This is a genomic window from Microbulbifer sp. ABM4_008 (assembly GCF_056311705.1).
Genome location: NZ_CM149970.1, coordinates 3,498,048 through 3,510,881, shown reverse-complemented (window position 1 = coordinate 3,510,881; position 12,834 = coordinate 3,498,048). Strand labels below are relative to the sequence as shown.

The following is a 12,834-nucleotide window of genomic DNA, read 5'->3' as shown; positions in this document are numbered from 1 at the left end:
ACTGTGAAAACAATTGAAGTCGGAAATATCCAGGTCGCCAACGATAAGCCCTTTGCGCTGTTTGGCGGTATGAATGTATTGGAATCCCGCGACCTGGCGATGCAGGTGGCTGAGCACTATGTAAAAGTCACTGAAAAACTGGGTATTCCCTATGTTTTTAAAGCGTCTTTTGACAAAGCCAATCGCTCTTCCATCAATTCCTATCGCGGACCGGGAATGGAAGAAGGCCTGAAGATTTTTCAGGAAATTAAAGATACCTTTAAAGTTCCCTTGATTACCGATGTCCACGAAGTACATCAGGCTGCTCCGGTTGCCGAAGTCGTGGATATTATTCAGCTGCCGGCCTTCCTGGCCCGCCAGACTGATCTGGTCACCGCTATGGCAGCGACTGGTGCAGTGATCAATGTCAAAAAGCCCCAGTTTATGAGCCCGCCGCAAGTTAAAAATGTGGTGGAGAAATTTGCTGAGTGCGGCAACGAAAATATTCTTTTGTGTGAGCGCGGAGCCTGCTTTGGCTACGACAACCTGGTTGTGGATATGCTGGGCTTCAGTACCATGATCAATGCCTCCGGTGGCGCGCCGCTGATTTTTGACGTCACCCACTCACTGCAAATGCGCGATCCTTCCGGTGCAGCCTCTGGTGGTCGCCGCGCACAGGTCACTGAGCTGGGCCGCGCAGGTTTGGCTATCGGTATTGCCGGCCTGTTCCTGGAAGCACACCCGAATCCAGACAAAGCATTGTGTGATGGTCCCAGTGCATTGCCATTGGAGAAGCTGGAGCCATTCCTGGCGCAGATGAAAGCGGTAGATGACCTGATCAAAGGTTTTGAGCCGCTGGATACGAAATAAAAAAGAGATATTTTTGCGCGCCCTGATCGGGCGCGCAGCACTTTCCTCTCTGCTATTTAGGCTGAGTGCTATAGCAAAAGTGCATAACGTCTGATTTACGAAAACCTATTTTCAGTAAGTACCAATACGGAGCCCATTGTAAATGAGCAAGATTGTCGCTGTTAAAGCCTTTGAAGTAATGGATTCTCGCGGTAACCCTACCGTTGAAGCCGATGTAATCCTGGAGGATGGTTCTATTGGCTCCGCCTGCGCCCCCTCCGGTGCCTCCACTGGCTCCCGTGAAGCGCTGGAACTTCGCGATGGCGATAAAAGCCGTTACTTGGGCAAGGGTGTCCTGAAAGCGGTTGAAAACATCAACACTACTATCGCCGACCTGCTCAAGGGTATGGATGCTACCGATCAGCGCGCCCTGGATAAGGCGATGATCGATGCCGACGGCACTGAAAATAAGGCGAACTTCGGCGCCAACGCTATTTTGGCGGTTTCCCTGGCTGCCGCTAAAGCAGCTGCTGCTTCCAAAAAAATCCCTTTGTACCAGCATATTGCTGAGGTAAACGGCACTCCGGGCGAGTACTCTATGCCGGTGCCGATGATGAATATCCTCAATGGCGGTGAGCACGCTGATAACAATGTGGATATCCAGGAATTTATGGTTCAGCCCGTTAAGGCTGAATCTTTTGCTGAAGCTCTGCGCCAAGGTGCTGAGATCTTTCACTCCCTGAAAAAAGTACTGTCCAGCAACAGCTTGAACACTGCAGTTGGCGATGAAGGTGGCTTTGCTCCGAACCTGCCTTCTAACGAAGCGGCACTGAAAGTCATCGCTGAAGCGGTAGAAAAGGCCGGTTACACCCTGGGCGATGACATTACCCTGGCTCTGGACTGCGCTTCTTCCGAGTTCTACAAAGATGGCAAGTACGATCTGGCTGGCGAAGGCAAGCAGTTCGATAGCGAAGGTTTTGCCAGCTACCTGGCCGATCTGTCCGCCAACTATCCGATCCTGTCTATCGAAGACGGTATGGACGAGAGTGATTGGGACGGTTGGAAAGTGCTCACCGACAAAATTGGTGAAAAAGTACAGCTGGTAGGTGACGACCTGTTCGTAACCAACACCAAGATCCTGAAGGAAGGTATCGAGAAAGGTGTCGGTAACTCTATCTTGATCAAGTTCAACCAGATCGGCTCTCTGTCCGAGACTCTGGATGCGATCAAAATGGCTAAAGATGCGGGCTACACCGCTGTGATCTCCCACCGCTCCGGTGAGACCGAAGATACTACTATTGCGGATCTGGCGGTTGCGACTGCTGCTGGTCAAATCAAGACCGGTTCCCTTTGCCGTTCAGACCGCGTAGCCAAGTACAACCGTCTGCTGCGCATCGAAGCTGAGCTGAATGGCTCCGCTCCTTATCGCGGCCGCGCTGAATTCAAGTAATCAATTATTTGAATTAGCGTGCAAGTACTACAAAGAGGGGCCAGCCCCTCTTTGTAGTACTATAAGTACGAACAAGCGAAATATCGTAATCTCGTATGAAATGGCTGCTGGCAATACTCACCATTATGCTCCTCGCCACCCAGTACCGACTTTGGGTTGGTGAAGGTAGTCTCGCCGAAGTTACCCGTCTCAAGCGTCAATTAGCCCAACAGCAAGAAAAAAATATCGCGCTGGTGCGGGAAAACCGTCAACTATTTAGGGAAGTCCGCAGTTTGAAAGTTGGCACTGATGGTGTGGAAGCGAAAGCCCGTTATGACCTGGGACTGATCAAGGAAGGGGAAACACTGTTTATCTTCCTGGATAAGGAAGAGGCTGAAAATTGATTAAGGATTATTGGGTCATTGTACCCGCTGCCGGCGTTGGCAAACGTATGGGGGCTGATCGCCCGAAACAGTACCTGCCATTGCTCGGGCGACCACTGTTATCCCTGACTTTAAAAAATATTCTTAGGTGGCCGGGTTTGGCTGGCGTTGTAGTATCGCTGTCGGAACAGGATACCTACTTCCCTCACCTGAAAGAAGCAAACCACCCCTTGGTACACACCGTCATTGGTGGAGCTGAGAGAGCAGACTCTGTTCAGTCCGCTCTGGATTTCCTGGCGGTGCGAGAAAGCGGTGATACTCCGGTTTTAGTCCATGATGCTGCACGACCCTGTGTGTCTGAGCGTGATATTTGCGCTTTACTCAGTGACGAAGTCTCACCGATGGCACTTTTGGCGCGCCCCGCAAGCGACACATTAAAGCGCAGTCATGTGACTAGCGGTGTAGCCTGTGTGGAAGAAACGGTTGACCGCGAAAGTATTTGGCTGGCGCAAACCCCGCAACGGGCCCCTCTCAGTACTCTGCACTCATGCCTTGGCAAAGCCCTGGAACAGGGGGTTACTGTAACCGATGAAGCCAGTGCACTGGAGTTTTTTGGCCATTCACCGCAATTGGTTACGGGTGATAGTGACAATATTAAAGTGACGCACCCCGCCGATATCATAATTGCAGAAACTATTTTACGTCTGCGCTACTCCCCGACTGAGGATAAGCGATAGTGAGTTTTCGAATAGGTCAGGGCTTTGATGTGCACGCATTTGGCCCTGGTGGTCATGTAGTGCTCGGAGGAGTACAAATCCCCTATGGGTATGGTTTGGTAGCTCATTCTGATGGGGATGTTTTACTGCACGCCCTATCGGATGCCTTACTGGGTGCTCTGGCCCTGGGAGATATCGGTAAACACTTTCCCGATAACGATGAACAATTTGCCGGAGCGGATAGCAGAAATCTGCTTCGACATGTTGTTGGGTTAATCGATAGTAAAGGGTATCGCCTGGTTAATGCGGATATGACGTTGATTGCCCAGGCCCCCAAAATGGCTCCGCATATCGATGGAATGCGAGTCAATATTGCCGCTGACTGTGGTGTTGATTGCGATGCGATCAGTGTCAAAGCAACCACTACAGAAAAGCTTGGATTTACTGGTCGCGGTGAGGGTATCGCCGCGCAAGCTACTGTTTTATTAGAGCGCAAAGATGTCTGAAGTTTGGAATCTGGATTGGCCCCGAGCGCTTGGGGGTGCGGTAATTTCTGGTGATTTTCGCACAGAACCAGAAGATTTTATTGTCGATGAACTGGCTATGCCACCGGCTGATAAAGATGGTGAGCATGTTTACTTACAGGTTAAAAAGCGTGGGGCAAATACCGCCTGGGTTGCCAAGGAATTGGCGAAGTTAGCCGGGGTGCAAAGCCGGGATGCCAGCTTTTATGGCTTGAAAGACCGACATGCTGTTACCACTCAATGGTTCAGTGTATGGCTCGGACAAAAGCCAGAAGCAGACTGGTCGCAAATTAACAGCGATGAGATTTCATTGCTCCAGGCCTTCCGGGGACCACGCAAGTTGCGTCGCGGCGAGCATATGGGGAATCGCTTCAAGATTCGTCTGCGCAATGTAGAAGGTGATCGGGACAAAGCAGAAAAAGTACTTCAGCTGATTCCCAAAGGGGTGCCCAATTACTTCGGTGAACAGCGCTTTGGGATTGATGGCAATAACCTTAGCCTGGCAAAAAACTTAGCTGAAGAGGACGGTCGCTGCCGCAAAAGCGAAAAGGCCTTCGCCATGTCTGCTGCCCGTAGCTGGCTGTTCAATCAGGTTTTGGCTGAACGAGTCAACACCGGAATCTGGCAGAGCCCTCTCGTTGGAGAGCCTGAAGATTACCCAACCGGGCCTCTTTGGGGGCGTGGCAGAAACCTGTCAACGGATGCCCTGGGGCAGTTGGAAGAGCAAGTGTTGTCTCCGTGGCAGCCTTGGTGCAACTGGCTGGAGCACTGCGGTCTTAGCCAGGAGCGCCGGGCCATGATTTTATCCCCGGAGGCATTTCGCTATGAGTGGGAAGGTGATCATTTAATCGTCGAATTTGCCTTGCCACCGGGTACTTTTGCTACGGCTTTGCTACGGGAGATAGCTCAGCTGGTCAATGTTAAACAGTGCACATAGAATTTTAGGTGACTGGCACTGTTGCACAAATCATGGACAAGAAAAGAATATGGATCGCTTGAGACAAGAAGGTCTGGGGATGACTTCCCAGCGAACCCGTAATCGCTTGATCCAGCGATTGCGGGAAGAGGGGATATCCAACGAGGAGGTACTGGATGTAATGGCATCTACACCTCGACATCTCTTTTTGGATGAGGCCCTGGCTATTCGGGCTTATGAAGATACTGCTTTGCCCATAGGGTATGGCCAAACTATTTCCCAGCCATACATTGTCGCCCGTATGACTGAACTCTTACTGAGTAGAGCCAAGTCTCTACACCGAGTTCTGGAAGTGGGTACGGGCTCTGGCTACCAAACGGCCATTCTTGCTCGTTTGGTTGAACAACTTTATTCCGTCGAGCGTGTCGAACCTCTATTGGAAACCGCTCGCCATCGGTTGGGGGAGCTGGGTTATAGCAATGTAGAGTACAAGCTCAGCAGTGGGGGCTTTGGTTGGAAAGAAGAGGGTCCTTACGATGCTATCCTGGCTGCAGCAGCACCTGCAATGATTCCTGATGAGCTGCGAGAACAGCTGGCTCCCAATGGAGTTTTGGTAATTCCGGTGGGGGCTGAGCAGCAATACCTGACGATGGTGACTCGTCGTGAGGATAGTAATAAGTTTGATGTGGAAAAGTTGGAAGCGGTACGTTTCGTGCCTTTACTCGGTGGCGTGGTTCGATGAGATTTACTGAGGTTCTAAAAAGTCGCTACCCCGGAGTTCTTCTGCGGGGAATGGCAATGGGGGCTGCCGATGTGGTGCCCGGTGTTTCCGGGGGAACTATTGCCTTTATTACCGGCATCTACCAGGAGCTTTTGGACTCCCTCAGTCGAATAGGCCCGCATTGTATTACAGTGTGGCGGAAGGAGGGGTTTCTATCCACTTGGCGCTATATTAATGGGAGCTTTTTGCTCTCTCTTTTCCTTGGGGTATTGTTGAGCGTTTTTAGCTTGGCCCACCTGATTAGTGGCTTACTGCAAAATTATCCAATTGTTGTGTGGTCTTTCTTTTTCGGTTTGGTTCTCGCCTCAATTGTTCCCATTGTGAGAAATATCCCCGGGTGGTCGCCATCTGTTTTGGTTTTTCTTGCACTGGGTATTGCGCTTGCAGTAACAGTGAGCGAGATGCGGCCTTCGGAGATACCGGCAACTCCACTTACGCTGTTTTTATCAGGTGCTTTGGCAATATGTGCGATGGCACTGCCGGGAATTTCCGGCGCTTTCCTGCTGTTATTAATCGGGATATACCCCAAGGTTTTAGCTGCAGTTCATGAACTCCAAATTTCAAACCTATTGTGCTTTGCGGCAGGGGCGGCAATAGGGCTGATGCTCTTCAGTCGCTTGTTGTCTTGGCTGATGCACAAATATGTAGCCAGGACACTGGCATTTCTTGCCGGGGTTTTGTTGGGTAGTTTGAAGATTATTTGGCCCTGGAAACTGCCAATGTCCGGGGAAATCGAAGCATCAAGCAAATTGGCCCCTTTGCTATCCAACACTTCTCCGCTAACTTATGTCGAGCAAACCGGCGACAGTGCTCATTTGGGGGGCGCAATTGTTGCGGCTCTAGTGGCAGCGCTCTTGGTTCTCGCTGTAGACTTCTTTGGCAAGGTGCACAGAGAGAAGTCTTGCGCCACTCCGCAATAAGATCTGGAAAATCTCGGTATGGCAGCGTTTTATCAAACTTTTCCAGAGATTTTTGGAGCTTTTCTTTAGACACTTTTTCCATAAATGCCGTGGTCTGATGTAAAAAGAGAATAATGGAATGTCATCTTTTGCAACCTTTTGAGCGCCGATGTTGGCGGAACAAGCTCCCTAAAATCGGTCATTGTTTGTGGGGGGTGTTTAAAATATTAGGCTTGCTGGTTCTGCTGCAGGCCGTTTCCTCCTGTTCCAGCCATAAGGCTCCCTCAAGCTCCCTACGCCAGCCCCCGAGTATCAAAATTACCCACCACACGGTAGGTAAAGGGGATACCCTTTATTCGATAGCCTGGCGTTACGGCAAGGATTTTCGCCAATTGGCGGCGATAAATGGTATCCGCTCCCCTTATCAAATATATCCTGGGCAGAGAATCAGGCTGACGGGTTCAGTGCCAACCAAGAGCACTGCCGGCACGCAAAAGAAGCAAAAAGCGCCAGTCGCAAAAGCTAAACCGAAAACAACACAAACGACCACTGCTAAAAAATCTTTAACACCAAGCCCAAAGCGCCAATCAACAGCATCTCGCCGGAGCGGATCGGTCAACTGGCGCTGGCCCGCCAAGGGGAAAGTGATTAGTCACTTCCGCTTTGGGGACCCATTGCGTAAGGGAGTTGATATCGCGGGTGAAAAGGGTGAGTCTGTACTGGCAGCGGCTGATGGCACCGTGATCTACGCAGGAAGCGCCTTGAGAGGTTATGGAAAGCTGCTGATCGTCAAGCACAACGAGGTTTACCTCAGTGCCTATGCACACAATCACCGGTTGCTCGTAAAGGAGGGCAGCAGGGTAAAGGCGGGGCAAAGGATAGCGGAACTGGGTTCGAGTGGTACCGACCGCAACAAGCTCCACTTTGAGATTCGCAAAAACGGTCAGCCAGTAGACCCTCTTGCCTACTTACCGTAAGTTCACGGCCGCAGTAAAGCTCTGCAAATAAAAATGGACTTTTAACTAGTACCACTTGAGGTAGTCACTGTAATCGTGGCCATCCCAGGGTCAGCCGATTCAGTGGCTGTCGCCACATACCTGCGGCATTGATAGTTGTGTTATCAATGTCCGAGTGTGTTGTGCGGCTGAAATTGGCAAAGTACAAGGAGCAGGGGAAATGGAAGCACAACGGCAAGACCAGTCTATGGCTGGCCAGGCAGAAGACTTTCCTCCTGAGTTAGACGTTGAAAATGATGAGCAGAAATTAGGTTCAACTGAAGCAGGTGTTAGTCGCACGCGGAAATCTGCGGCTAAAAAGAGTTCCGCACCCTCCCAGGCAGAGAAAAGTAGAGTTTGTAGATTGGATGGCGATGGCCATTTGCAGAAAAATCTCGACGCTACTCAACTCTATCTCAATGAAATTGGATTCTCCCCCCTATTGACCGCAGAAGAAGAGGTGTATTACGCGCGCAAGGCTTTGCGTGGAGATGCTGCGGCAAGAAAACGAATGATCGAGAGCAATCTTCGCCTTGTTGTAAAGATTGCTCGCCGCTACGTTAGCCGAGGTTTGGCACTGCTGGACCTTATTGAGGAAGGCAATCTGGGCCTGATTCGAGCAGTTGAGAAGTTTGATCCAGAGAGAGGTTTTCGCTTTTCCACTTACGCCACCTGGTGGATACGTCAGACGATAGAACGGGCCATAATGAATCAGACCCGGACCATACGCCTGCCCATCCATGTCGTGAAAGAGTTAAACGTGTACTTGCGTGCATCTCGAGAGTTGGCGCAAAAGCTGGATCACGAGCCATCCGCAGAAGAAATTGCGACCCTCCTTGAGAAGCCAGTCGAAGATGTCGAGCGTATGCTGGGGCTCAATGAGCGGGTTACTTCTGTAGATACTCCCATTGGGCCCTCTTCTGAGAAGACCTTGGTAGATACCATCCCCGATCAGCAGGAATCTGACCCAGCAGAGCTTTTACAGGACAGGGACCTTTTTGACAGCATCAACCGCTGGTTGGGAGAGTTACCTGACAAACAGTGTGAAGTGGTCTCTAGGCGGTTTGGTTTGCGCGGTTTTGAAGCGAGCACCCTGGAAGAAGTAGGGCGTGAAATCGGTCTCACCAGGGAGCGGGTCAGGCAGATACAGGTGGATGCACTGAAACGTTTAAGAGAGGTTATGGAGAAGCAGGGGCTCGACGGGCATTCACTATTTGGCAATTTGTAGCCTCTACTCCTTGATAATACCCCACTGCCAGTTTCTGGCTGTGGGGTTTTTTATCATCTCTTCTTGCTGAGCTGAAGTCTTCGGGCTATGAGTTACTTCCTTACCCAGCGTCCCAGGTTGTCCTGGTAGTATTCTCCGGGTGACAAGCGGGCTTCCAACTTTTCAGCGGCGCGTGTTGCCACCTGGGCTATATCAATTTTATTGCGCTCAGCGATTCGAGCGTAAGCAGCTTTTCGCTTGGCATTCACTTCTTTGACCAGTTTTTCCAGTTCTGGTGAGCTGGCATCTACGATAGCGATGTATCCGCTATTGGCTTCACCAACCAGGCCCTTACTTTTGGCTTCATTTAGGGAAATTGCCATTGCAGGCAGGGCGATTAATAAGCTCAGTGCCAAAAAGGCTTTCATTAATGTCTTCATATTTGCCTCCTTAGAAAATCCCTTCCTTGTCTTCAAACAGGTTGTCCAGGTCCTTGTCGACCTTGACCCGAATTTCGTGCTCAATTTTCACATTCAGGTTTACTGTAATTGGCTCACTGGGAGCCTTTACCGCTACAGTGGGTGTACACCCTGTAGCAACCATAGCGTATAGCAGCCCCATAGGAATCAGTCGGCTGGCTTTCATCTGACACTCCTCACAGTACCTCTTTGGTACCCTTTTACTTTTTGTACCTAGCCCGTGTTACCTGCCTGGTTCAGCAGGTGAGTTGGATGCCGGCAGACCCAAGTATTTTATTGAGTCAACCTTAACCGGTGATGAACCAAGCAGGCTTGTACATACCAATAAAGGCTACTTCACTCCTGACCTATTGGTCCAGCTGCTTTTCTAGGGTTTCAGTCAAATCACGACTGGCTTGCAATGAGCGCAACATGTCTGGGATATTGTTTTCAAGGTTCAGGTTGATCACCAGGTCTCGATCAGAATCGATAGCCTCACTTCGCCCAACCAGCTTTAGCTGTAGTTGGAGATCTCCGCTGGCTGGATAGTCTATGCTGCCTTCCAGTGTTTGAAACTCATAATCTTCCAATGCATTGGCTATCAACTTGAGTTGAGGGTTGCTTGCCAGCATCTGCGGAGAAAAGGCTCCGTAGTAGCGCAAGCGTCCGCCTGGAGCTTCACCCTGAAGGTGACCGGCTTCCACAGTGATACCCTCAGGCCCCGTTACAATGGGGATTTCTAAATTAATTAGCCCGCTGGCCTCAAAGTTCTCTGAGTCCGTCTCCTGTGCTAAAGCCTCTAGAGAAATACCTTGTGCATGTACAATGCTTTTTCGAGTCTCTTCAGCGAGATTCCAAATAAGGGCTGATGAAGTAACCTTGCCTTGCAAAAAGTCAGCAGAAAAATTATGCAATGTAATATCTTTCTGTTTATCCAGTTGCAGTGATAACTGGATATTTTTTACTGGTAAACCCGCGTTAATAGATTCTATCGATAGTGAGTATGGTGTAGGTGTGATCCAGTGCCCATCTTCGTTTTCTACTTTTAGATCTCCACTGATTCCGGTGGCAAAACTATCCTTATAGGTTGCTGCAATATCGTCCAATGAAACATGGATACTATCTTTGGACCGGGGGGGCAAAGACACAGAACCACCGGCAGAAAGTCTGCCCGAGACGATATTGAGGGGAAGCCCCTGGATCGTATCGTTTAGAGAGCGATCCGTACTAAAGGTAACTTCAGGAACGGAAAATTCAACTCCACCTGAGGATTTTGATAAGTCGTAAGAGCCGCTTAAATCAATTTTAATTGCACCTGCTTTAATTTGACTATGACTTGTTAGCTTATTGTGTTGCAGGGATAGCTTGCCTTTGGTTGAAGAGTTAACCTTGTACTTTTCCGATGTCTCAATCTCTAAATTGTTACTATTAAATTCACTGTCCAGCGCTGCAGCACCATTTTTGATGGTAACGATACTATCAAGAAAATTGAGGTCTCCAGAAAGGGAAAATTGCTCGGTGTTGATAATTCCAAACTGACTGCTTATTTCTGGGAGAGTGCAGATTGTAGGTTCTGTTACTTCGCAGTGTACTGTTGGTATATCTAAGTTTACTCTGTCAGCCGCCAATGTTTTGGTTGCCATTTTTTCTCCAGATACTTTAATGCTCTCTAGCGTGAATTTTTGACCTTTAAGATTGCTTTCAATCTTTGCCTTGGCCGTTGAGCTCAGATTGGTAACTGCTAATTCTCTGGCCCGCTCATAAAGTTGGGGTACCTTTGTCTTCAGCTCAAAGTTACAGGCACTGATATCAGAGAAGTGACATTGTATGCCGCTAGCGGTTAACTGTACTGTCGAGTCCCCATTGGAGCCTTGTATTGTTGCAGTTAGAGATCCTTGTTCGACCTCAATATCTCTTTTGTTGGGATTGGTCAGGTCACCTGTAATGGAGATAAGATCTTTAATGCTTGCCTGAATCTTGCTTTGATGTAATCCGGTAGTAATTAAAGGCGAGTTTTTCCCTGATGTGGGAGCTGAAATATCCAATTGAATAGTTTGGTTTGGTATTAATTCTAATTGAAAGCTATTTACTTCTGGAGAGTTAATATTGTTAAGCGAACTTAGTTGAAGTTTACCCTTAAATGCCACATCTCCATTAACACTATCTATAGGTAGTACTGGCAAGTGCCTGAGATATAGGGGGGAATTAACTATAGTATTTGCACTTGTTAGATGAAAAGTACCTTCGATATCTAATTCGGGAGATGTCGTCGATGTGCTCGAGCTAAAGTCCGCACTTAATAGCGGGGTATTGGTGTTTTTATCAGTACCTAAAGCTATATCAAGCTCGCCACTCCCCTTGATATGTCGAGGTTTAAATGGAAATAGTGATTCAAGTGTTATTTTTATTGGATTGCTTATAGATAATTGGGCTTTTATATTGGAGTTTAGTTGAGCGTATGGGATTGTGGCCTTTAGGTTATTGCCATTAAGTTGAATGTCAATTTCTCGGTAGCTTGAAATGGATAGCAGATTGTCTGGCAAGCTAATCGCGGTGGTAGCTATAATTTTGCCTGATACTGTCGGCTTAGTTGTAGAGCTAGCTTTAGGTTCAAATATCTCTATCAGTGGGGCTATAGATTCCAGCTCTGATACAAGTTCACTGTTTAAAACCCATGTGTCAGTTTCTAGTTTAGCAATAGTTATATCAGATTCAGACAGAATCTTTGAGTTGTTAGTTAGTATTCTGGGTTTTAGTTTGATTTCTGACAAACCTAAAAAAGCCTCAAAATATAAATTAATCTCGCCAAACTGGGGGTGTTTAAGGGGAGTTTCGGCATGAATTTTTGTGTTGTCGCGAACTATATTTAGTGGGCCGCCAATCAATTGGCCATCGAGTACTATTTGCTTAACGGATATCTTGCCTGGCAAAAAGCGGGTTAGACTTTGGCTTAGGGCACTTAACGATAATGTATTACTTGTCTTGACATTATTTTCCGGGAGCTGCTCGTTGATATGGGCTTTGGTAACGATATCTTCAGCTTCCATGCTCCTGGTTAGCTTCTCTATTGATAGTTCAATTTTTTGAGTGTTATCTCGGTCATAAATAATATGGAAAGGATAGACAATTTTTACTCCCTCAAGGAGGATAATGCTATTTACACTGGACTTTAGGCGAACTTCCTGGATCGAAACTTCTTTAAAACCCAGTCGTAGTCCTGTCAGCTCCTGAATAACTACCTCTCCTGAGAAAATATTGATTAGCTGAGAAGCAACGATATCCTTTTTCCACCAGCTAGCTGCTATGAGCGCAGCTAAAAAACAAGATAGGGTTATGATGGATATACGGAGTTTACGCACACTGAACCTCGGAGTTCTCGCAAGAGATTAGTTCAAACTTAAATCTATTATTCGTTACAAAAGGGCGGAGTAGGAATACTTTAATCCCTTACTTCTACCTTATGGGGAGTTTACCAGATTGGATAATTATACTTGCTGCAATTTCTCGCCATGTTGATGAGTATCTACTGTGCTAAGGGGTGGGGCAGACAATAAGTGCTTTATGTAGATAGATAATCGACCATTAATTAATAGTTTTTATCTATATGAATGGTTGTACTGATAGTTTTTAGCTTCTCCGCCGCTGTTGCCGCCACGTCTGTGGGGGCAGATGTGCCAAGAGTGCCGGTGGGCAAGGCT

At 48.2% G+C, this 12,834-nt stretch carries 13 protein-coding genes; 10 read left to right on the top strand and 3 right to left on the bottom strand.

Translation table 11 applies throughout. The features are described 5' to 3' along the window. Positions 1-3 precede the first annotated feature (3 nt). The 10 genes from kdsA to rpoS all read left to right on the top strand — a co-directional run bounded on the left by kdsA (position 4) and on the right by rpoS (position 8,699). Positions 4-849: a 3-deoxy-8-phosphooctulonate synthase gene (gene kdsA, locus ACYX4J_RS15230; RefSeq protein ID WP_444905992.1), complete on the top strand. Its 846-nt coding sequence runs from the start codon at positions 4-6 to the stop codon at positions 847-849. Between the two features lie 142 nt (positions 850-991). Beyond that, positions 992-2,278 carry a phosphopyruvate hydratase gene (eno, locus tag ACYX4J_RS15225; RefSeq protein WP_444898143.1) on the top strand — a complete coding sequence of 429 codons (1,287 nt, stop codon included), beginning with the start codon at positions 992-994 and terminating at the stop codon, positions 2,276-2,278. Between the two features lie 95 nt (positions 2,279-2,373). Continuing rightward, on the top strand, positions 2,374-2,661 hold the full coding sequence (locus tag ACYX4J_RS15220; RefSeq protein WP_282931806.1) for a septum formation initiator family protein: 288 nt from the start codon (positions 2,374-2,376) through the stop codon (positions 2,659-2,661). Continuing rightward, positions 2,658-3,377, top strand: a complete 720-nt coding sequence (ispD, locus tag ACYX4J_RS15215; protein WP_476176961.1) for a 2-C-methyl-D-erythritol 4-phosphate cytidylyltransferase — start codon at positions 2,658-2,660, stop codon at positions 3,375-3,377. Before ACYX4J_RS15220 ends, ispD begins: the two co-directional genes overlap by 4 nt. After that, positions 3,377-3,862, top strand: coding sequence for a 2-C-methyl-D-erythritol 2,4-cyclodiphosphate synthase (ispF, locus tag ACYX4J_RS15210; protein ID WP_476176960.1), 486 nt, complete (start codon positions 3,377-3,379; stop codon positions 3,860-3,862). Before ispD ends, ispF begins: the two co-directional genes overlap by 1 nt. Continuing rightward, positions 3,855-4,817 (top strand): tRNA pseudouridine(13) synthase TruD, encoded by a 963-nt coding sequence (gene truD, locus ACYX4J_RS15205; protein WP_476176959.1) that lies wholly within the window; start codon positions 3,855-3,857, stop codon positions 4,815-4,817. The genes ispF and truD overlap by 8 nt, the downstream gene beginning before the upstream one ends. Positions 4,818-4,866: 49 nt before the next feature. Then, a complete protein-coding gene (locus tag ACYX4J_RS15200) occupies positions 4,867-5,538 on the top strand; it encodes a protein-L-isoaspartate(D-aspartate) O-methyltransferase (protein WP_282931810.1) in 672 nt (223 codons plus the stop codon). Then, positions 5,535-6,497: a DUF368 domain-containing protein gene (locus tag ACYX4J_RS15195; protein ID WP_476176958.1), complete on the top strand. Its 963-nt coding sequence runs from the start codon at positions 5,535-5,537 to the stop codon at positions 6,495-6,497. Before ACYX4J_RS15200 ends, ACYX4J_RS15195 begins: the two co-directional genes overlap by 4 nt. A 194-nt stretch (positions 6,498-6,691) precedes the next feature. After that, the gene (locus ACYX4J_RS15190) at positions 6,692-7,453 is read left to right on the top strand and encodes a peptidoglycan DD-metalloendopeptidase family protein (protein WP_476176957.1); all 762 of its coding nucleotides are present in this window, start codon (positions 6,692-6,694) and stop codon (positions 7,451-7,453) included. A gap of 199 nt (positions 7,454-7,652) precedes the next feature. Then, positions 7,653-8,699, top strand: coding sequence for an RNA polymerase sigma factor RpoS (gene rpoS, locus ACYX4J_RS15185; RefSeq protein ID WP_413664895.1), 1,047 nt, complete (start codon positions 7,653-7,655; stop codon positions 8,697-8,699). Between the two features lie 92 nt (positions 8,700-8,791). On the opposite strand, the gene ACYX4J_RS15180 is transcribed toward rpoS, so the two are convergent. From ACYX4J_RS15180 to ACYX4J_RS15170, 3 genes are all read right to left on the bottom strand, one after another. Next, the gene (locus tag ACYX4J_RS15180) at positions 8,792-9,118 is read right to left on the bottom strand and encodes a YdbL family probable chaperone protein (protein WP_282931814.1); all 327 of its coding nucleotides are present in this window, start codon (positions 9,116-9,118) and stop codon (positions 8,792-8,794) included. A gap of 10 nt (positions 9,119-9,128) precedes the next feature. Next, a complete protein-coding gene (locus tag ACYX4J_RS15175; protein ID WP_282931815.1) occupies positions 9,129-9,323 on the bottom strand; it encodes a YnbE family lipoprotein in 195 nt (64 codons plus the stop codon). A 181-nt stretch (positions 9,324-9,504) separates the two neighbouring features. After that, entirely contained in the window at positions 9,505-12,495 is a 2,991-nt protein-coding gene (locus ACYX4J_RS15170; protein WP_476176956.1) for an intermembrane phospholipid transport protein YdbH family protein, read from the bottom strand. Positions 12,496-12,834: the final 339 nt, after the last annotated feature.

Excerpts from the sequence above, each read along its gene's own strand:
- eno (WP_444898143.1), top strand. The coding sequence starts at position 992 with ATGAGCAAGATTGTCGCTGTTAAAGCCTTTGAAGTAATGGATTCTCGC.
- ACYX4J_RS15220 (WP_282931806.1), top strand. The coding sequence starts at position 2,374 with ATGAAATGGCTGCTGGCAATACTCACCATTATGCTCCTCGCCACCCAG.
- truD (WP_476176959.1), top strand. The coding sequence starts at position 3,855 with ATGTCTGAAGTTTGGAATCTGGATTGGCCCCGAGCGCTTGGGGGTGCG.
- ACYX4J_RS15200 (WP_282931810.1), top strand. The coding sequence starts at position 4,867 with ATGGATCGCTTGAGACAAGAAGGTCTGGGGATGACTTCCCAGCGAACC.
- ACYX4J_RS15195 (WP_476176958.1), top strand. The coding sequence starts at position 5,535 with ATGAGATTTACTGAGGTTCTAAAAAGTCGCTACCCCGGAGTTCTTCTG.
- rpoS (WP_413664895.1), top strand. The coding sequence starts at position 7,653 with ATGGAAGCACAACGGCAAGACCAGTCTATGGCTGGCCAGGCAGAAGAC.
- ACYX4J_RS15180 (WP_282931814.1), bottom strand. The coding sequence starts at position 9,118 with ATGAAGACATTAATGAAAGCCTTTTTGGCACTGAGCTTATTAATCGCC.
- ACYX4J_RS15175 (WP_282931815.1), bottom strand. The coding sequence starts at position 9,323 with ATGAAAGCCAGCCGACTGATTCCTATGGGGCTGCTATACGCTATGGTT.